Raw genomic sequence first — 18,615 nt, 5'->3', positions numbered from 1 at the left:
TCACTTGCCTTCCCAGGCGACAGCCTGGCCTTCCTTGAGGAACTTTCCGCCTTCGGTGACGATCAGGTCTTGCGCGGCGACGCCGCCGGTGACGACGAAATCGCTTTGGCGATATCGGTCGACCGAGATCCTACGGAGCGAAACGGATTGGTTTTGAGTGTTGACGAGCCACACGGCAGGTTCGCCCCCGGCTGATGCGATCGCGGTATAGGGCAGCACGATTCCGTCGCGCGGCGAGGCGCGCAGCTTGCCCACGACAGGCGTTCCGAGCGGCCATGGCGCGCCGTCCTGGAGCCCCACCTTGATCCGGATCGTGCCTGCCTTCGCGTCTATGACGGGAGAGACCTCGCGAATGCTGGCGTGGACGTCGCTCGCAAGATCGGAGACCGGTGCGACCTCGACGTCGTTCAGCGGCCGGCCATCCAGAAAGAACGCCTCGAAGACGTCGAACACTGCGTCTCGTGGCCCGTCATGGGCGAGCGTGAAGGCCGACTGCGCTGCTGACACCACCTGCCCGGCTTCGATGCTGCGCGCCGTGATGATGCCGTCCGCGGCGGCCTTCAGCTCGGTATAGGACAGAGCGTCCTCTGCCGTCGCGAGCGCGGCCTCGGCGGCCTCGAGGGAAGCCTGTGCGCTCAGCAGCTCCTTCTGGGCATCATCAAAGACCGCCCTCGGAACGGCCTGCGACTGCAGGAGTGACTTCGCCCGGTCGAAGGCGAGCGTCTTCTGCGCAACGACGGCCTGCGCCGACGCCAGCGCGGCACGGGCGACGCTGACGTCCGCCTGCTGTTCCGTGTCGTTGAGCCGGGCGAGGACGTCGCCGGCGTGGACATGCGATCCGACGTCGACCCTTCTCTCAAGAACCCGGCCGCTGACGCGAAAGGAGAGTTCGGTCTGGACCCTCGCCTTCACCTCGCCGGTGATTTCCGCACCCGGCTGATACTGAGCCTCGGCTGCCGCGACGACGCGGACCTGCTGCGGCGGCGGCGCAACTTCAGCTTTCTCTTCGCAGGCAGCCAGGACTGCGCAGGCGAGACCAATTCCCAGCAATCGAAAGGACTGCATTTTTTGCTCCTAACAGGCCATCGCCCGATGTTGACAACGCCCACTTAATAGCTAAAGTAGACGATGTCAACATCTCCGTCAGAAAATGTTGACACACGCAACATGGGCATGGGTGAAGCAGATGCGGTTAGCCGCCGGACAGCCGAATAATTCCAATTGGATGATGGAACGAGTTGTTAAAAAAACATCGCGGGGGGAACGGAAGGCGCGGCGTCCCCATGAAATACTGGAGGCCGCGTTCGAGGAGTTTGCGGCAAAAGGTTATGCGGCAACGCGAGTTGAAGATGTCGCAACCCGACTGCGGATAACAAAGGGAACGGTCTACCTCTATTTCCCGACCAAGGATGTTCTTTTCCAGGAGATGTTTCGTCACGCGTCGACGTCATCCGCAGACCTGTCGACCGCCATCGGCAGCCTTCGGGGATCCTGCGCCGATAGGATCCGCGACCTACTGCTTATCGCTTATGAAAATACGGCCAACGACCGAAAGACGAGAGAACTCCTGCGCTTGTCCGTCGCCGAAGGAACTCGTCTTCCCGAAATGGTCGATTGCCGTCATGAGCTATTCATCGCACCGACGCTTGCAGCCCTCACGGCCTTGGTCGAGGAAGGCGTGAAATCGGGAGAGTTGAGACATGATACGGCCACCGATACGCCTGACGTGCTCGCGAGTTCGATTTTTCAGATTGCCGTCTGGCATCTCATGCTTGCCGATCGAAAGCCGATCGACGGCAGGGCGCTTATGGAGGCGCACATTAGCCTCGTTATGAACGGGCTTCTGCGGCGTTCGAAACGAATGGCCTGATTTGGCGAGGTGCGTCAGAGAGCGGACGGAGCTGTGCAGTTTTCGATGCTGGCATCCGGCCTTTGCCTCTTCCCATGCTGAGCTGAATCTAATTGCCGCTAGGAACGCGATTGTCATCCGACGGCGGGACTTCGCCCGTGACCGTGATGTTTCCCTGGATCTTATAGACGATCCGTAGATTGGCGGCCGCAGCCTGAAGCCAACCGACCGCATCTTCCGATGACCATGCCGTGCCCTCCGGTGGCAGGCTCTCAAACAGGCCGGCAATCAGCGGATTGACAGACTGGGACCTGCCATTGCCGCCGCTCTGGTTCGACCCGCCCTCTCCGCTGCCAACGGGCCGGTCGGAGCGGCTCTGATCGGAAGAGCTCGCATATTCCCCGGCAGATGAGCCTGAAGACCTGGCGTGAGACGAACCTGAAGAGCCCGCCTGGGACGAACCCGACGACGACGCGTCGGCAGAACCCGAAGAGGTGCGGTGGGACGAACCCGAGGACGCTGTGCCAGAGGAACCTGTTGCGGATCCAGACTGGTATCCGTCGGAAGAATATGTCGTTCCGCCGGTGCTGGAGGCGGCTGCCGCACCGGTGACGACGCCTGCCGCATACCCGCCCAGAACATAGGCTCCGCGGCGATAGTATCCACGACCATAATCCCCACCGCCATACTCTCCGTCACCGTAGTCGCCGACGCCGTGGTCTCCACGACCATAGTATCCACGGCCAAAGTATCCGTTGCCGTTGCCGGAGACTTTGACATCGCCGGAATTGTTGACGGTGACATTGCCCGAGTCCTTTGCGGCGATGTTGCCGCCGGAGTTCATGAAGGTGCGGTTCCCGTTGATGTTACCGCCCGAGTTCAGCGTGTTGCGGATATTTCCAGACGCATTACTCCCCCCGCGGCCAGGCCCTTCCGCCAATCGCCCCTTTGCGCCGCCGACACCTGGCATACGAGTACGTGGGTTCGCCGGAGGGCGGTTCTGAGCGCTCACCGGCGGCCGACGGTGGCTCGCCATTGGTGGACGCGGAGTGCGGCCTATCTGCGGACGTAGGCCCCCGCTTGGCCCGCCCGACGGGAAATGCGGTGGCCCTCCAGACGGCAGGGACGGCGGGCCGCCAGGGGGCGGCGCAAACTGACCGAAGGCAACGTCCGATGTGATGGCCGTTAAAGCGAGAAAAGCAAGGCAGGTGCGCTTGAGATGGTTCATCACTTCCTCCCCTCGGTTCCCGACGCGACGGCTGGTGTCGGGTCGATCTTTTTCACATCAGCAGGAGGTTCAAAGGTGAATTCGGAGTCGGACAGAGGGGGCTCGGTCGTCCAACTGGTGAATTCGGCAACAAAGCTTGGTTGGCCCTGCAGCAACGGGTAGGTGACGACCAAGCGATGCGGCGTCGCCGCGTCATTCTTCTCGAGCCACAATTCCACATCGATGCCGGACTTCTGTGAGAAAAGCAGATGCCGGCACTCGACCCCGTCGATGGTAGCCATGCCCACCTGCTCGGCCGCCATGGCATCGCCCAGCAGCACTTCGTCCGGAGAGCCCGCAAAAAGGACGCCGAGCGGAAAATCGAGGTCCAACTTGTCTGCGATCTCGTCGAGCGCGGACGATATGTCGCCCGACGCGGGGATCGTCATGTATTTCTTTCTGTCGGGAAAGAAGACCGAGGCCGCCTTGCCGTCGTAGAAGAGATCGTGTCTGCCGTCATCGCCGATAAACTCGACGGCGATCCGATCGGGCCGGCGGGCGGCGATTTTGATCGTATGGAAGATGTGAAGCGGTTGTCCGAATTCGTCCAGATAGACGCTGATCGTTCTTGCCGTGACCGACAGGTCCCTGGCGTGCAGCGTCTTTCCCATCTGCGAAACGGCGGTCGCGGCCTCGTCGCTGATCGCTGGCTTGAACGGAGGTGTCGGTTCATCCGCGCGGGCTGTCGGCAGTGTGGCGAATCCCACAAGAATGCCGAACGCGACAGTCTGCCCGACATTCCGCAGTATCGCAGTCACTCCACGCACGCTTACGCCGTCGACAGAGCGGTTCGTTGCCACCGAAGGTCGCCGGGCCTTCGCGAGGGCCCGCCGCAAACCATTACAGACTTCCATGTTCATTTCCTTTGATACTAATCCAGATAGCGCGAGCCCACTGTGGCTCGTCGCGAGGTAGAGTTGGTCCGGGTGCTGGAGCGTTCCTGTCGCACGGCGCCGCAAAGGGTGTCGTCCGTCTGTCCGCAATCGATCCTACTGCATGAACCAGCCGTGGCTCACGACCAGCGACTGACCCGTCACGGCATTGGACTTGGCCGCCGCGAAATAGAGAACAGCGTCGGCCACATCATCGGTGCTGGTAAACTCGCCGTCGACCGTATCCTTGAGCATCACCGTCTTGACCACCTGCTCCTCGCTGATGCCGAGCTCCCGTGCCTGCTCCGGGATCTGTTTGTCGACGAGCGGCGTGCGCACGAAGCCGGGACAGACCACGTTGGCCGTGACGTTGTGCTCGGCCCCCTCCTTTGCCAGTACCTTGGCCAGTCCGATCAGTCCGTGCTTGGCCGTGACATAGGGCCCCTTCAGCTTCGAGGCTTCCTTGGAGTGCACTGACCCCATGTAGATCACCCGGCCATAATTGGCGGCATACATGTGCTTGAGGCAGGCGCGAGTGGTCAGAAAGGCGCCGTCGAGATGGATCGAAAGCAGCTTTCTCCAGTCGGCAAAGGGAAAGTCGACCAGCGGCTTGACGATCTGGATGCCAGCATTGCTGACCAGCACGTCGATCTTGCCGAACCTGGCGACCACCTCGCCAACGGCCTTTTCCACCTGCTCTTCGTCGGCGACGTTCATCGCCACCGCGAATGCATCGCCGCCCTTGCTTTTGACCTCGGCGGCCGTTGCGTTCGCGGCGTCAAGATTGAGGTCGGCGATCACGGGAATGCCGCCTTCGGCTGCGAAGCGAAGCGCGATCTCCTTGCCGATGCCGCTCGCGGCTCCGGTGACAATCGCCACTCTTCCATCAAATCGAGACATGGATAGTTCCTTTCAGTTGCGGGAGATCAGTCGTTTTGGAGGTAGTCGAACACGACCTCGCCGAGGCCGAGCGTCAGGTCGGCGATATAATGGCTGGCCGACGTGACCTCCCGCACGGGCAGCCGCGCGACATCGCACATCGCGTGTTCGAACAATTGCAGGGCCGCCGGGCCGGCCCATGCGCCCTTCAGGGTCACATCCTCGAGATAGTAGCGCACGAGTTCGCAAATCCGGGGCGAACCGTCCACGTGCGGGATGATCTTCAACATGAAGGCGGGCTTCGCCATTGCCTTGGCCAGCGGCTCCAGCGGGAGTTGCCGATGCTTGTAGCCCATGGTCGCCCTGACGCAGAGAACCGAGCCATAGTGCAGCGTTCCGACGAGCGTCTCCTGCTCGTGCGACAGTTTCGGCGTTGCCAGCTTCTTCGGAAAGCCCCAGATCTCACGGCCGCCGGCGATCGGAGAGCTGTCGTCAAGGTACATGGCATGCACGTAGCTGCCTTCCTGCACCTTGCCTGATGGCGTCGTGAAGCGCACCGGAATGACCTGCCCGGTTTCCGTATAGTCCCCGAAGCCGGTCGAATCCGGCATGCGGATGAATTCATAGGCGACAGTGTCGCCGATCACTTCCAGCGGCTCCGGCACGACGGCGCGCAGGGTCTCCGGATCGGTCCGATAGTTGATGACGACAAATTCGCGGTTGTAGAACTTGTAGGGTGGCCTCGGATAGGCCGGATTGTTGAGCGGCATCGCGAAGGCATTTTCGCGGACTGCGGCGATCTTCATGGTCGTGCTCTTCTCTTTGGTGAAATCTCAATCGAAGTCGAAAATGGCGACGCCGTCCGGCGTGCCGGGACGCTGCAGCACCTCGGGGTGGCGCAATGTTTGAAGGGCGTCGTTGTAGCCGGAGGCCCAGTGCTCCTCCATCGTCAGCCGGGAGAACTCGTAATCCTTGGAGCTCGCTTCGTATTTCTTGGCGCGATATATGAGCTGGACGATGTTGTAGACCTTCTCGTCGGCCTGATCGACGAGCAGCTTGATCTCCGGATCAGCTTGCAGCAGCGCGTCCTGCGGGACGAGTTCGACCAGATGGCCGAGTGCGCGGCGCAGCCGCTGCTGCGTCTTGAAATGGTCGGTCGCCGCGCGTGTGCGGCTCGAGAAGCGGATATCCTTCTGCCGCAGTTCGATTCCGAGAAGGTCACGCGGGAACTCGCCACTCGCGCTCCAGAGATCGACTTGAAAGGCCAGCGTGTCCTGGCGCGGCGCGTTATCGAGGACCCATTGCAGCGGCGTGTTGGATATGAGGCCGCCGTCCCAGTAACACTCGCCGTCGATCCTCGTCGCCGGGAAGCCAGGCGGCAAGGAGCCGCTCGCCATGATATGTTCGGGGCGGATATCGTGGGTCGTGGTATCGAAATACTCGAAGTTGCCGGTGCGTACGTTGACGGCGCCGACGCTGAAACGCATGGCTCCTGTATTGATGCGATCAAAGTCCACCAGCCGTTCCAGCGTCGCCTTCAGCGGTGCGACGTCGTAGAAGCTTTCCGCCTCGATGCTGCCGGCGGATGAAAAGAAAGGTGGCACCAGACGGGGCGTGAAGAAGCCCGCGGCGCCGTCCATAAGGGTGGCGAAGGCATGTGCCTGATTGAGCAGGCCACGCGCGAAATCACCCTGGAGCCCCATCGCCCCTAGCATCGCCGAAAACAGCGTGGGCATCCCGTGAGCCGGGGCGGTTACCGTCTCCCAGAAGCTCCTGAGCGCCTCCACTCGTCTTTCAGGCGGATTGCCGGCGATCAGAGCGCTGTTGATGGCTCCGATGGAGATGCCGGCGACCCAGTCAGGATGCAGTCCGGCTTCGGTCAGTGCTTGATAGACGCCGGCCTGATATGAACCGAGCGCCCCCCCGCCTTGCAACAACAGCGCGATACGCTCGAATGGCGGACGCTCCGCTATGCGGTGCCTCTTGTTTTTGACGGGATGTTGAGCAGCCATCAATGTACCTTTTTTGTTGTAGCGTCCGTAGGCGCCGATCGCGTGCTCGCATTGCGCCGAAATAGTAGACGGAACGGGCACGCCACATGTTGACAACGCCCACTTAAAGATGAGAGTAGACAATGTCAACATCGCGCAGTCAAAAATGTTGACACGAGCAACTTAAAAACCTAATGGACGAATATGACCAAAGATATTTCCACCACAGAGCAGCGCCCGTATCATCATGGCGACCTGCACAGGGCGATCGTAGAGGCGGCACTCGATGTCCTCAGCGAATCCCAGAGCACGGAATTTTCGCTTCGGGAGCTCGCCCGACGAGCGGGCGTCAGTCACAACGCCCCCTACAAACACTTCGCCGACAAGCGCGAATTGCTGGCCGCCGTCTCGGCAGTCGGATTTGAGCTCCTTGCGAAGCGGATGGCCGATGCGACAAAGGAACTCGACAGTCCGCGCGAGCGGCTGGCAGCTATAGCGCGCGCTTACGTTTGCGGCGGCGTCAACAATCCAGCGCTCTACAGATTAATGTTCGGCGGCTACCTTGGTGGCCAGGACAATGGGCGCCCTGCGATCGAAAGAACTGCGGCCTACAGCATGAAAGCCGTTGTGGTAGAGGCGATATGCGACGGCGCTCTTGGGCGCCTCATTCCCAACACCGCGGCAAACACGCGTACGATCGATGGTGCCATTCTAATATTCTGGTCGCAAATGCATGGACTTACCTTGCTGCTGGTAGACAGCCTCGTCGGCCCCAGCGGCAAGATTGAGGAGCTGAGCGAGGGCGTGTTGCAAGGCATGCTCGACGGATTGGCGAATTGTATCCCGGAAATACCAGTCGGCGTGTGGGTGGGGCCTCCGCTTGCAGAGTAGAACCTCCCAAGCCTCGCGCTGGTAAACCTTTGAATTTTTGACAAGCACGCCTGGGCATTGGGGCTGGTCGGCGATCCGCCCTGTTATTTACGTGTCGCGCGCGGCTCGTTCCGAGAGGAGAATCTCATGGACGCATACATCTCTGCTCTGATGGGTCTCGCCGGCATCGCGATTGGCAGCCTGACCTCATTTGCCAGCACGTGGATGACGCATCGATCACAGGTGAAGGAAAAACAACGCGAGGTCGAGATTGCCAAGCGCGAAAAGCTGTTTTCGGATTTCATCGCCGAAGCCACGCGGCTTTACGGTGACGCACTAAGCCACCAGAAGGACGACGTTTCCGATCTCGTGCTGCTTTATGCACTGGTCGCTCAGATGCGTCTGATTTCATCCCGTTCGGTCGTGGACGCAGCCGAACTGGCGATGGCAAGGATCGTCGAGACCTATTTGACGCCCAATCGCTCACTCTCTGAAATCCGGGATCTTGCCCGTTCCGGCGCGATGAACTTTCTCCTCGATTTTGGTGAGGCTTGCCGGGCAGAATTGGCGACAGGACGCCTGGCTACCAGACGGTAGGATTTTACGGCACTCAGTAGAAAGCCACCATCTGCCACGTTGGGCGCACAAACCGGCCGGTGAACAAAGACGCGCGATCGCCGCCGCACATTGATTTCCGTATCTTGACAGCCTCCGCCGAGGCCACCGCGCAGACAAAACCGGAATTGCGACCCAGGAAGGCGGCCGCTATAGGACGCAGCGATGAGATCCGCCTCGCCTCACGTGTCGTCTCGGAAGTGAGATCATCCTTCATCGCATCGCCAGCGATTTCAATCGGCTCACCAGTTCATCCAAAGCCGCTTCCACCGTTTTCGAAGCCGTATCGATGAGGATTGCATCGTGCCATTCGTCATAGGCTCTTTCGGAAGTCTCTTGCCATGTCGGCTTCACGAGACCTTCGACGTCAGTGAGGCGCGTTTCAACACGGTTGCGGTGCTCGGCTTTGTCCGAGCAAACGACCTCGACCTCCGCCGCCGTCACCCCAGCGGCTTGCGCGACCGAAAGCCACGCTGACCTGGTTATCCGAAGCGGGTTGACGGAGTCGGCGATAACAGTCCTGCCAAGGGTCAAATTGTCTCCGGCGATACCGTAGGCCACGATATAGCCTGCAGGCCCGGCATCATCGGCAATTCCGGAGGCACGGATTGCCTGCTCGATGGTATCGACGCGCACATGGACCGCATTCAACCGCTCAGCCAAAGCGCGGGCAATCGTCGTCTTTCCACTGCCAGGCAGACCACCGAAGATAATGAGCATCGTGACCTCGTCGTTTTTGGAGAGGCTCCACGAGAACGTCAGAGCAGCTCGCGGTCAGCGCAATACTTCACCATTGAGGCCTGGTTCGCAATTCCTTTGTCAGCACCGGGTTTTCATGACCGGCCTCAATGACAGCCCATCCGAGCGCTTCGTAAAACCCCACGGCGTCTCGCGCCGCATTCACAAGCAATCTCTTGACCCTGTGTTGTGATGCGAATTTTTCGAGGCCTGCCATGAGCATCCGGCCGTACCCCTTTCCCTGGCGTTCCGCCCTGATCGCGACGGTCCGCACCCATGCTGTCTGCTCGCTCATCAGATCAAGGCGAGCCGCACCGACCGGAGTGTTTTCAAGCAGAAGCAGCAAAGGGAAATGTCCATCTCTTCGATCATCGGGATGGTTCGCATCATAGCCAATCAACCCACGGGCCTCGAAGAGGACGGCGCGGCGGATGTCGTGGTAGGCATTCCAGTGTTCATCCGCAAACACCTGGACGACCATCCAGGCGTCCTCGCCCTCGTCATTCGGAAATCTGGGCTCTTTCATCGGCGGCCTCGTGGATGCTGGTGGACAACCGGTCGGCAAAATCGGTGACTGCCTCACGGCTCGATAACAGGAACTTCGGACGGGAAAAGACCGAGAACAAGCGCGCGTGCGTCTCGAAAGAGTTCCAGTTGTTCATTCTACTCCGGTATTCGGCCACCCACTTCAAGAGGCCATCGAATTGCGTTTCGGTCTCGCCGCCTTGGATGCCTCGCAGCTTGATGTTGGCGATGCATTCCTCCTCCGGCAGATCAATCCAGACCAGGATCGTCGTGCGGTTGAGGACCATGTTTGCCAGCTGCCCGTAAACGCCCTCCATGACCCAGGCGTGGCGCTCGGCCGCCGCCTTGACCATCTCGTCCCGCAACGCTCTGTCGCGATCGATGCCGTAGCGCCCGGGCTCCCAATGCATGTCATCAAGGTGGACAACCGGATGGTGAAGCTGCTCACCAATACGACGGGCGAGCCATGTTTTACCCGCGCCGCCATTGCCCATGATGAGCGTGCGGTCAAAGGTGGCTGAGGGATTGGGAAACGTCATCGGCAACTCCGAGGACTTTGCGCTGATGCTGGTTTGTGTGACCTTAGCGCGAGATATTGAATGCTTTCAAATCAAAATTGAGCGCGGGCCATCCTTGCAGTTATGTTCGCGTGAGGAAAGCTGGCCGCAGAGCAAAGAAATTCGCGGTCGCCATCACCAGCGCATCGAGAGCTTCAGTGCCGAGCGATGTATTGAAGGCGTGGTCCACCGGACTGATCCGAAGCTCGTTGTCCCCGTTATGGGCCGACACGAATTTTCGTCCTGTGCCCGCCGGAATGGCAGTATCCAAGGACCCTTCCGCCACAAAAAGCGGGCCATCATAGGCTTTGATTTCATCGAATGGATCGTGCGTTGCCACCTCTTGAAAGAAGGGGTGCCTGAGCTTGAGCCTGGCGCCCCACGGCATCACGATCTCGGTCGCAATGCTCTCTTCCGCCAAACCGCGAAGATAGGTTTCCCGACCGATCAGAGCGGGAAAGGAGACACTTGGCTCTCCAATAGCAGCCCAAAGAGCAATCCCGGACGGTCTATTGGTTCGGCCGCCTATCGCAGCAGCGACCAATCCACCCTGGCTCCATCCCAGCAGGAAGATACGGTGTCCATCGACGCGGGGGTCGGACCTGAGAAACTCCATGGCGGCAATGCCATCGGCTATTTGGTTCGAATATGTCGTGTTCTCAAACAGGCCGTCGCTTTCGCCGCTTCCACGGAAATCGATCCGAAGACTGGAAAACCCTAGGGATGCAAAAGACCTGGCTATGTAGGCGAAAATTCCTTTGCCTTGGTTTGGAATCTGAAGCTCATCGCGAACTCCGCCGAACCCCGGAAAAAGCAGGATCACCGGCTGTGGTTTTCCGGCAGCAAGGCGCAACGTGCCGACAACACGCTCTCCCTGAACGTCAAAGGCTACGACCTCCTCTGACGGTTCGTTACTGTTGCGGTCCTTTGGCAATTTCCACCACCGAGATACAACCAAACACAGAGCTGAGGCGGCAACAAACGCGCGCGGGTGCTATCTGCTGCCAAGGGGAGCGGCGTTCAGCGGCGTCGCACGCCGTATGTCTAGAACTCTTCCCAGTTGCCCTCGGTCGAAGCCGGTGCAGCCGAGGTGCCGAAGGCGGCTGTGAGCTTGCCGCCGAGTGCACGGGCCGGTGACGGAGCGGGCCTGGCATGGTCGGTGGCCGAGGCGGGAACCGGTCTGCGCATCGAAAGCATCGCCCCGACCGGGCGTGCCACCGGCTTGCCAGTCGTCCGGGCGGCGGGGGCCGCCTTTGCCACCTGGCCGAGATTGAACTGTGCCAGACGCTCCGAGAGGGCAGACACCTCCGTCACCAGCGTATGCGAGGCGGCGTTCGATTCCTCGACCATCGCGGCGTTCTTCTGGGTCGACTGGTCCATCTGGTTGACCGCCGTGTTGATCTCCAGGAGACCGGTCGACTGTTCACGGGCGGCCTGGACGACCGCCTGGACATTGCTGTTGATCTGCTGGACTTCGGCAACGATCGCCTGCAGCGCCTTGCCGGTCTGACCGACGAGATCGACGCCACGCTTGACCTGGTCGCCGGACGAGGTGATCAGCGCCTTGATCTCCTTGGCGGCGGTGGCCGAGCGCTGCGCGAGTTCACGCACTTCCTGTGCGACGACGGCGAAACCCTTGCCGGCCTCCCCCGCACGCGCTGCTTCAACACCTGCATTGAGGGCCAGCAGATTCGTCTGGAAGGCAATATCGTCGATCACGCCGATAATGTTGGAGATCGACTGCGAGGATTGCTCGATGCCGGTCATGGCATCAACGGCATTGCGCACGATCTCTCCGGACTTTTCCGCACCATCCTTGGTGCGACTGACGAGCGTTCCCGCCTCCTCGGCGCGAAGGGTGGAGTCCTTGACCGAGGTGGTGATCTGCTCCAGCGCAGCGGCGGTCTCCTCGACGGAAGCGGCCTGCTGTTCGGTGCGGCGGGCGAGATCGTCGGCGCCCGAGCGGATTTCTTCGGAACCGGCCTGAATGACGGCAGCGTTTTCGGAGAAGGAAATCAGGGCTGCCTGGAGCTTTTCGACAGACGCATTGAAATCGACGCGGATTTCGTCAAGGGAGTCGGTGAATGGCTTTTCCAGCCGGATGGTCATATCTCCGTTGGAAAGGCTGGCCAGGCCGTTGCCGAGTTCGCTCACCGCGAACTTGATCGAATCCTCACGGGCGGCATGGAGGACGGAACGTTCCTGTCGTTCGATCTCTTCGCGGGACCGGGAGCTTTCCGCATCGGCCTCAAGCCTGATTTTCTGGCGATTGCTTTCCAGCAGGATGGCGAGGGAGCGTGAGAGGTCGCCGATTTCGTCCTTGGCATTCTTGTCGTTCAATTGCACGTCGAGCTGGCCATGGGCGATGCGATCGGTCTCGGCAATCACGCCCTCTATACGGCGGACGAATTTGCGGGCAATGAGCCAGCCGGCGAAACCGAGCAGGAGGGCAGCGATAGCGGTGATCGCAACGGCGCTCCAGGCCATGTTATTGAGTTGGGCAAAGACGGTGGATTTGGGCACCGAAACAATGGCGTACCAGTTGAGGTCATTCGTGAGCTTTACCGGATAGGCGACAGAGAAATAGCTCTGACCGTCCGGGCCTGCGATCTCCTGCTCGACGCCGGGCCTGGCGATCAACTGATCCCAGCCGGCGGTGAGATCACCGCCGTCCTTGATATTCTTGCCTGCGAGCGCAGCGGAGGGATGGCTGATGATACTGCCGGCGCCCGTCACCAGGCTGAGATAGCCGGTCTCCATCGGGTGGACTGCGGAGATCGCCTTGTTGGCGTCGTCGAGCGAAATGTCCATGCCGGCAACGCCCAGCGCCTTGCCATCGACCATGATCGGCTTGGCGACCGAGGTCATCAGCACATCCTTGCCGTCGACCGCGTAGACATAGGGTTCGATGACGACGGTCTTTTTCTGGGTAAAGGGAAGCTGGTAGTAGTCGCCGGCGCCCGACACGCCATAATCGACCAGCGGCGTGTGCTGGATCTTGTCGCCACTGCGCACCCAATAGGGCACGTAGCGGCCGGTGGTGTCGTGGCCTTCCTTGCCGACGAAATCCTTGTCCTTGCCGTCGAAGGCATCCGGTTCCCAGCCGGTCCAAACACCGAGCGCCATCGGATTATCCTGCAGCATGTTCTTCAGCAGGTCGTCGGCGGTCGCACGACTGGCGTTTCCGCTTTCCTTCATCGTCGACAGCGACGTCTCCAACGCATTGACGATGCCGAGCGCCACGCTCATGGATTTCTCGACGTTGAGCGCGTTGGTGGCAGCGATCTGGAGCATCTGATCGAGGCTCGATTTGCGCATATCGTTATAGGCGATGTAAAAAAGAACGCCCGATGCCGCGATTGTCGCGACGACACCGCAGGCCGCCACGGAAAAAATGTTGCGTCCGGTAGCCGATTTGAACTGCATGCGCGTACCTCCTCGAGCGGGCATGTCGTCGATCGAGCCGGGACGTGGCTGCACGTCGCGGAAATCGTTCGCAATTTGAAGAAAATACGAAGAGGCTGTTAATTTACGGTGTATTGCGCCAGCTTTACTTATGAGTTGGGCAGCTGTTCACGGGCTCACCTTGATTTGTCATAGGCTCTAGCGCCGCGCGTCTTTTCAGACGTGCAAACAATGCTGTAGCGCTTTGAATTTGTGCATAATTTTGTCCTTGGCACCACCTCTTTGCCGGATCGCTATTCCAGCTCATGGGACGCGCCGCAGTGCCGCTGCTACACCCTAAAAATTCCATCTGCCAATAGCTCGATCATTATAAAGCGTTCGTTGCAGAAGCGCGGAAAATCCGCCGAAATCCTCAATCAGAAGAAGGTGCTACTGTCCTTTTCAAAACTGTCACATCAAGACGCTATAAGGATTTTCGCCCGACGCCTCTTGCGCCGAAAGCGTTTCACCGCCAAAATTGCGCCATGCCTGACAGCGACCCATCCAGTACAAGCTCCGCCCGCTCCAACCGGGATCTCCCGGCCGAAGAAGCTGGCGACCACTGTAGGCGGTGCGATGACATCCGCCTCGCCTCAGGCATATCAGGTTCCAGCAGAGAGCGTTCCAGACCATCGCGAATGACGGGCGGCCGTTGCAGGCCGACTGGATTTCCAACCGTTCCGGCTGGGTCGGGCTTGCCACCTCAAGGAAATCTGAGGACTGATGGAACCTGTACTGATGTTAACACGATGATGGAAAGACGATGGGCGATGCTGATATAGCGTCACTTCGAACGCCTTGCCGCGTCGCCTGATCAATGCGGCATTAAAACCTCAACGAATAGGGTCCCTGTGTTTCTGGAAATTGGAATTGTGGCGTTTCTCACCATCGTAAATGGTGTGCTCGCCATGTCGGAGTTGGCTGTTGTGTCTTCTCGAACAGCCCGCCTAAAGGTTCTCTCTGACAATGGGAGCAAAGGTGCAGCTCAGGCAATCAAACTTGCCGAAAACCCCGGTCGCTTTCTCTCTACGGTTCAGATCGGCATCACGCTGGTCGGCGTTCTCTCCGGCGCTTTCTCAGGTGCCACGCTCGGCGGCCGCCTGAGCGGATGGCTGGAAGCCCAGGGGCTGTCATCGACGGCCGCCGATGCCATTGGTGTAGGTTCAGTCGTTGTGGCAATCACCTATCTTTCGTTGATCATCGGCGAACTTGTTCCAAAGCAGATCGCATTGCGAGAACCCGAAGCGGTTGCGGCCAAGGTCGCCCCAGCTATGGCGGTACTTTCAAAAATCGCGCTGCCACTCGTGTGGCTTCTAAACGCCTCCGGAAATCTTGTGCTTAAACTTTTGGGCCAATCAGGAAAAGGTGGCGACAATGTCTCTGACGCAGAGATCAAAACCGTACTGGCCGAGGCGCAGTCGGCTGGCGTGATCGAAAGCGAAGAGTCCGCGATGATATCAGGCGTTATGCGACTGGCGGACCGCACCGCCCGAGCGCTTATGACGCCCCGACGGGACGTCGAAATTATTGATATTGACGACAGCCTTGATGAAATTCGGACCCAGTTGCACCGGACGAAGCGGTCGCGGTTGCCCGTTCGGAAAGGCAGTTCGGACGAGGTGATCGGCATACTTCCGGTCAAAGACTTCTACGACTCGATGTCCGAACACGGCAGTGTCGACATCAAGGCTCTGACGCAAGACGTCCCGGTGGTTTCAGACCTTTCAACCGCCATCAATGTGATCGAAGCAATCAGGAAATCGCCCGTCCACATGGTGCTGGTTTTTGACGAGTACGGTCATTTCGAGGGAGTTGTTTCGTCAGGTGACATTTTGGAAGCGATCATGGGAGCTCTCCAGGAGGGACCTATCGATGAGCAAGCCATCGCTCGTCGAGACGACGGTTCTTACCTTGTGTCCGGCTGGACGCCGATTGACGAATTTGCTGAGTTCTTAAATCTCAAGCTCGATGACGATTTGGAATATCAGACTGTGGCTGGCCTGGTGTTGGAAGAGTTGAAACATCTGCCGGAATTGGGTGAGAGCTTCACGCGAGATGGATGGCGCTTCGAAGTCGTCGATCTCGACGGGAGGCGCGTGGACAAAATACTTGTGTCTGCGGATTGAAGGTCGGCACGCTCGACGGCCGCAACATCAAAGATCCGCATCCGCCATATGGAAGATGCGGCCTGATATCAGGAGTGATCGCCATGGCATGGTCCGCCAACCAATATGTGAAATTCGAGGACGAACGCACGCGACCAGCGCGTGACCTGTTGGCACAGGTGCCGCTGCAAAACATTCGTCATGCCGTCGACCTCGGCTGCGGACCGGGCAATTCGACAGATCTGATCATCGAGCGCTACGGGGCGGCCGGCGTCTCCGGCGTCGACAGCGACATGAACATGCTGGAGGCAGCGCGCAAGCGACTTCCGGACACTGCCTTCGTCGAAGCCGATCTCACTCGCTGGCAGCCGGACGAACCCGCCGACCTTTTGTTTGCCAATGCCGTCTTCCAATGGCTGCCCGATCATCTCGATATTTTCGACCGGCTGATGGACGGGCTTTCCGAAGGCGGCGTGCTTGCGGTGCAGATGCCCGACAATCTCGGCGAACCCTCGCACCTGGCGATGGAGGAGACGGCGCATGCCGGACCGTGGAAATCCGCCTTCGAGGCGAAGACCGTGCGCCGCAAGGGGCTGCCGCCGCCGTCCACTTACTACAGCCGGCTGATCGCCAAATCCTCGCGCGTCGATATCTGGCACACCATCTACAATCACCCGATGGCGGATGCGGCTGATATCGTCGAATGGGTGAGGGGAACCGGGCTGATGCCCTATCTCGCCCATGCCGGCGAAGAGCATCGCGAGGCATTCCTGGCAGATTACCTCAGGCGGGTGGAAAAGGCCTATCCAAAGATGTCGGATGGGCGGGTGCTGCTGAGGTTTCCGAGGATTTTCATGGTGGCGGTCAAAGCGTAACCGACCTCGGGCGCACGTCAGATGCTGTCAAATACCTGTTACCCCTCGCCGCCTATGTTGCGGCGAAACCGGCACGCATTATAGTCGGCCGCGAATTGCAAGGAGATGACACATGGACGCTGCCCCAACCCCCCCGGTCACCCTCGTCATCTTCGGCGCCACGGGAGACCTGACGCGCCGCCTACTGGTGCCGGCGATCATCAATCTAACGCGCAGCCGCCTCGTCGGCGACGATCTCCACATTCTCGGCATCGGCATCGAGCCGGGTGACGATGAATTCCTGCGCGGGCGGCTCGACCAGTTCCTCAACCATCTGAGCGGCGAAGAGCCGACGGTGAAGGACGAAGCCTGGGAAAGCCTGCGCCGGCGTATTTCCTATACGTCAGGCGATTTCACCAAGGACGATATTTTCATCGAGATCGGCAAGCGGCTGGGGCCGAATGCCAATGCCGCCTTCTATCTCGCGGTGCCGCCATCCTTCTTCGGGACGATCGTCGAGAAGCTCGCCGCCCACGGGCTGACCGATGAAAGCAATGGCGTCTTCCGCCGTGTCGCGATCGAAAAACCGTTCGGCACCGATCTCACCTCGGCGCAGGCGCTCAATGCGCAGATTCTCGCGCAGGTCGGGGAAAGCCAAGTCTACCGGCTCGACCATTTCCTCGGCAAGGAGACGGTGCAGAACCTGATGACGGCGCGTTTCGCCAACATGATGATCGAGTCCTTGTGGAACAGCCGCTACATCGACCATGTGCAGATCACCGCCGCCGAGATCGTCGATGTCGGCAGCCGCGGCAAATTCTACGATGCGACAGGTGCGCTGCGCGACATGGTGCCGAACCATCTTTTCCAGCTGCTGGCGATGATCGCCATGGAGCCGCCGAACAGCTTCGATGCCGAGGCAATCCGCAACGAGAAAAGCAAAGTGCTGAAGGCGCTGCGCATCTATACGCCTGATGAGGCCAAGACGCACGGCGTGCGCGGCGCCTATGGCGCAGGCCCGCTCAATGGGGCTCAGCTTCCCGCCTATCGCGACACCAAGGACGTTTCGCCCGACAGCAGGACTGAGACTTTCGTGGCGCTGAAGCTCTATGCCGATACCTGGCGCTGGGCCGGCGTGCCCTTCTATCTCAGAACTGGCAAGGCGCTGACGGCGCGCGACACCGAGATCGTCATCACCTTCCAGCCGGTGCCCTTCGCACAGTTTCGCGAGACCGATGTCAAGAGCCGCCTGCCGCCGAACCGGCTGGTGATCCAGGTACAGCCGGACGAGGGCATGAGCATGGAAATCTCAATCAAGTCGCCTGGGCTTTCCGTCGATACCGTGCCGGTCTCTCTCGATTTCCGCTATGCCGACAAATTCGATATCGCCAAGACGACCGGCTATGAATCGCTGCTCTACGATCTCTTCATCGGCGACCAGACGCTGTTCCAGCGCGCCGACGGCATCGAGGCCGGCTGGGCGGCGGTGCAGCCCTTCCTCGATATCTGGGCCGGGGATCAGAGCGTGCCTGACGCTTACGCGCCGGGCAGCATGGGACCGGCCTCAGCCGACGAACTGATCCAGCGCGACAGGCGGCAGTGGCATGAACTCGGCGTCATCCTGCATCGCGACAAGAAGGACGGCAAATAGCGCCCTCCCCTGGTGTTACTGGTTTCCGTTATCACGGCATGCGGCGCTGACCGAGGCGCCGCTCTTGCCGCCTTCGGTGGCAAGCGCTCCGCGCGCCTTGCGCGGCGGGCAGCGCGCCCAGTCGACCGGACCGCTTAGAGGCTCGTTGTCGATGCTGCCGGTTTCGATCGAGTCGAGCGGGATTATCAGCCCGCTTTGCGTTTCAACTCCCGGCGCGGTGCCGAGCGGCGGCGTGCCGTCGATCCGGCCGCTGGCATCCATGCCCATGTTCGACTGGGCAAGAACCGGGGCGGAGAGGCTGAGGAGAGCGATCGAAGTTGCTGCAATAAACCTGCGCATGATGCTATTCCTTCTGGTTTCAGCGATCGTTTTTGTTTCACGCAATTCCGGACGCAAAA

Annotated in this window: 18 protein-coding genes; 6 read left to right on the top strand and 12 right to left on the bottom strand. The window is 60.0% G+C overall.

Annotated elements, in window-relative coordinates; genetic code table 11:
• Nucleotides 1–1,065, bottom strand: coding sequence for an efflux RND transporter periplasmic adaptor subunit (locus AC1D2N_RS15535; protein ID WP_130652030.1), 1,065 nt, complete (start codon nucleotides 1,063–1,065; stop codon nucleotides 1–3).
• 121 nt (nucleotides 1,066–1,186) lie between these two features.
• Between AC1D2N_RS15535 and AC1D2N_RS15530 the strand changes: the two genes are divergently transcribed.
• Complete coding sequence (locus AC1D2N_RS15530) at nucleotides 1,187–1,870, top strand: TetR/AcrR family transcriptional regulator (protein WP_245484453.1); 684 nt, start codon at nucleotides 1,187–1,189, stop codon at nucleotides 1,868–1,870.
• A gap of 88 nt (nucleotides 1,871–1,958) precedes the next feature.
• Here AC1D2N_RS15530 and AC1D2N_RS15525 read toward each other — a convergent pair whose 3' ends face one another.
• The 5 genes from AC1D2N_RS15525 to AC1D2N_RS15505 all read right to left on the bottom strand — a co-directional run bounded on the left by AC1D2N_RS15525 (nucleotide 1,959) and on the right by AC1D2N_RS15505 (nucleotide 6,879).
• Entirely contained in the window at nucleotides 1,959–2,693 is a 735-nt protein-coding gene (locus AC1D2N_RS15525) for a hypothetical protein (RefSeq protein ID WP_245484452.1), read from the bottom strand.
• A 383-nt stretch (nucleotides 2,694–3,076) separates the two neighbouring features.
• Nucleotides 3,077–3,976: a DUF2092 domain-containing protein gene (locus AC1D2N_RS15520; protein ID WP_245484538.1), complete on the bottom strand. Its 900-nt coding sequence runs from the start codon at nucleotides 3,974–3,976 to the stop codon at nucleotides 3,077–3,079.
• A gap of 129 nt (nucleotides 3,977–4,105) precedes the next feature.
• Complete coding sequence (locus AC1D2N_RS15515; protein WP_130652029.1) at nucleotides 4,106–4,888, bottom strand: 3-hydroxybutyrate dehydrogenase; 783 nt, start codon at nucleotides 4,886–4,888, stop codon at nucleotides 4,106–4,108.
• A 26-nt stretch (nucleotides 4,889–4,914) separates the two neighbouring features.
• Nucleotides 4,915–5,673, bottom strand: a complete 759-nt coding sequence (locus tag AC1D2N_RS15510; protein WP_130652028.1) for an acetoacetate decarboxylase — start codon at nucleotides 5,671–5,673, stop codon at nucleotides 4,915–4,917.
• A 27-nt stretch (nucleotides 5,674–5,700) separates the two neighbouring features.
• Nucleotides 5,701–6,879, bottom strand: coding sequence for a patatin-like phospholipase family protein (locus tag AC1D2N_RS15505; protein WP_130653516.1), 1,179 nt, complete (start codon nucleotides 6,877–6,879; stop codon nucleotides 5,701–5,703).
• Nucleotides 6,880–7,062: 183 nt separating this feature from the next.
• Between AC1D2N_RS15505 and AC1D2N_RS15500 the strand changes: the two genes are divergently transcribed.
• Nucleotides 7,063–7,749, top strand: a complete 687-nt coding sequence (locus tag AC1D2N_RS15500; RefSeq protein WP_028733821.1) for a TetR/AcrR family transcriptional regulator — start codon at nucleotides 7,063–7,065, stop codon at nucleotides 7,747–7,749.
• 126 nt (nucleotides 7,750–7,875) lie between these two features.
• Nucleotides 7,876–8,325 carry a hypothetical protein gene (locus AC1D2N_RS15495; protein WP_028733820.1) on the top strand — a complete coding sequence of 150 codons (450 nt, stop codon included), beginning with the start codon at nucleotides 7,876–7,878 and terminating at the stop codon, nucleotides 8,323–8,325.
• Between the two features lie 231 nt (nucleotides 8,326–8,556).
• Here AC1D2N_RS15495 and AC1D2N_RS15490 read toward each other — a convergent pair whose 3' ends face one another.
• The 5 genes from AC1D2N_RS15490 to AC1D2N_RS15470 all read right to left on the bottom strand — a co-directional run bounded on the left by AC1D2N_RS15490 (nucleotide 8,557) and on the right by AC1D2N_RS15470 (nucleotide 13,589).
• Complete coding sequence (locus AC1D2N_RS15490; RefSeq protein ID WP_028733818.1) at nucleotides 8,557–9,063, bottom strand: P-loop nucleotide/nucleoside kinase family protein; 507 nt, start codon at nucleotides 9,061–9,063, stop codon at nucleotides 8,557–8,559.
• Between the two features lie 67 nt (nucleotides 9,064–9,130).
• Nucleotides 9,131–9,607 (bottom strand): GNAT family N-acetyltransferase, encoded by a 477-nt coding sequence (locus tag AC1D2N_RS15485; protein WP_130652027.1) that lies wholly within the window; start codon nucleotides 9,605–9,607, stop codon nucleotides 9,131–9,133.
• Nucleotides 9,582–10,145, bottom strand: a complete 564-nt coding sequence (locus AC1D2N_RS15480; protein WP_130652026.1) for a P-loop NTPase family protein — start codon at nucleotides 10,143–10,145, stop codon at nucleotides 9,582–9,584. Before AC1D2N_RS15480 ends, AC1D2N_RS15485 begins: the two co-directional genes overlap by 26 nt.
• Nucleotides 10,146–10,245: 100 nt before the next feature.
• A complete protein-coding gene (locus AC1D2N_RS15475) occupies nucleotides 10,246–11,097 on the bottom strand; it encodes an alpha/beta hydrolase (RefSeq protein ID WP_130652025.1) in 852 nt (283 codons plus the stop codon).
• A gap of 110 nt (nucleotides 11,098–11,207) precedes the next feature.
• A complete protein-coding gene (locus AC1D2N_RS15470; RefSeq protein WP_130652024.1) occupies nucleotides 11,208–13,589 on the bottom strand; it encodes a methyl-accepting chemotaxis protein in 2,382 nt (793 codons plus the stop codon).
• An 869-nt stretch (nucleotides 13,590–14,458) separates the two neighbouring features.
• Here AC1D2N_RS15470 and AC1D2N_RS15465 point away from each other — a divergent pair.
• The 3 genes from AC1D2N_RS15465 to zwf all read left to right on the top strand — a co-directional run bounded on the left by AC1D2N_RS15465 (nucleotide 14,459) and on the right by zwf (nucleotide 18,217).
• Nucleotides 14,459–15,733: a hemolysin family protein gene (locus AC1D2N_RS15465; protein WP_018241201.1), complete on the top strand. Its 1,275-nt coding sequence runs from the start codon at nucleotides 14,459–14,461 to the stop codon at nucleotides 15,731–15,733.
• Nucleotides 15,734–15,816: 83 nt separating this feature from the next.
• Nucleotides 15,817–16,587: a trans-aconitate 2-methyltransferase gene (gene tam / locus AC1D2N_RS15460; RefSeq protein WP_130652023.1), complete on the top strand. Its 771-nt coding sequence runs from the start codon at nucleotides 15,817–15,819 to the stop codon at nucleotides 16,585–16,587.
• Between the two features lie 112 nt (nucleotides 16,588–16,699).
• The gene (gene zwf / locus AC1D2N_RS15455; protein WP_130652022.1) at nucleotides 16,700–18,217 is read left to right on the top strand and encodes a glucose-6-phosphate dehydrogenase; all 1,518 of its coding nucleotides are present in this window, start codon (nucleotides 16,700–16,702) and stop codon (nucleotides 18,215–18,217) included.
• Nucleotides 18,218–18,232: 15 nt separating this feature from the next.
• On the opposite strand, the gene AC1D2N_RS15450 is transcribed toward zwf, so the two are convergent.
• The gene (locus tag AC1D2N_RS15450) at nucleotides 18,233–18,556 is read right to left on the bottom strand and encodes a hypothetical protein (protein ID WP_018241198.1); all 324 of its coding nucleotides are present in this window, start codon (nucleotides 18,554–18,556) and stop codon (nucleotides 18,233–18,235) included.
• Between the last annotated feature and the right edge of the window lie 59 nt (nucleotides 18,557–18,615).

The sequence above is a fragment of the Rhizobium sp. P1_B8 genome (assembly GCF_056406515.1).
Note: the sequence above shows the minus strand (reverse complement) of the source record. Positions and strands in the feature narration are given on the sequence as shown.

Coding starts and splice junctions, on each gene's coding strand:
- AC1D2N_RS15535 (WP_130652030.1), bottom strand. CDS start 1,065: ATGCAGTCCTTTCGATTGCTGGGAATTGGTCTCGCCTGCGCAGTCCTG.
- AC1D2N_RS15530 (WP_245484453.1), top strand. CDS start 1,187: ATGCGGTTAGCCGCCGGACAGCCGAATAATTCCAATTGGATGATGGAA.
- AC1D2N_RS15525 (WP_245484452.1), bottom strand. CDS start 2,693: ATGAACTCCGGCGGCAACATCGCCGCAAAGGACTCGGGCAATGTCACC.
- AC1D2N_RS15520 (WP_245484538.1), bottom strand. CDS start 3,976: ATGAACATGGAAGTCTGTAATGGTTTGCGGCGGGCCCTCGCGAAGGCC.
- AC1D2N_RS15515 (WP_130652029.1), bottom strand. CDS start 4,888: ATGTCTCGATTTGATGGAAGAGTGGCGATTGTCACCGGAGCCGCGAGC.
- AC1D2N_RS15510 (WP_130652028.1), bottom strand. CDS start 5,673: ATGAAGATCGCCGCAGTCCGCGAAAATGCCTTCGCGATGCCGCTCAAC.
- AC1D2N_RS15505 (WP_130653516.1), bottom strand. CDS start 6,879: ATGGCTGCTCAACATCCCGTCAAAAACAAGAGGCACCGCATAGCGGAG.
- AC1D2N_RS15500 (WP_028733821.1), top strand. CDS start 7,063: ATGACCAAAGATATTTCCACCACAGAGCAGCGCCCGTATCATCATGGC.
- AC1D2N_RS15495 (WP_028733820.1), top strand. CDS start 7,876: ATGGACGCATACATCTCTGCTCTGATGGGTCTCGCCGGCATCGCGATT.
- AC1D2N_RS15490 (WP_028733818.1), bottom strand. CDS start 9,063: ATGCTCATTATCTTCGGTGGTCTGCCTGGCAGTGGAAAGACGACGATT.
- AC1D2N_RS15485 (WP_130652027.1), bottom strand. CDS start 9,607: ATGAAAGAGCCCAGATTTCCGAATGACGAGGGCGAGGACGCCTGGATG.
- AC1D2N_RS15480 (WP_130652026.1), bottom strand. CDS start 10,145: ATGACGTTTCCCAATCCCTCAGCCACCTTTGACCGCACGCTCATCATG.
- AC1D2N_RS15470 (WP_130652024.1), bottom strand. CDS start 13,589: ATGCAGTTCAAATCGGCTACCGGACGCAACATTTTTTCCGTGGCGGCC.
- tam (WP_130652023.1), top strand. CDS start 15,817: ATGGCATGGTCCGCCAACCAATATGTGAAATTCGAGGACGAACGCACG.
- zwf (WP_130652022.1), top strand. CDS start 16,700: ATGGACGCTGCCCCAACCCCCCCGGTCACCCTCGTCATCTTCGGCGCC.
- AC1D2N_RS15450 (WP_018241198.1), bottom strand. CDS start 18,556: ATGCGCAGGTTTATTGCAGCAACTTCGATCGCTCTCCTCAGCCTCTCC.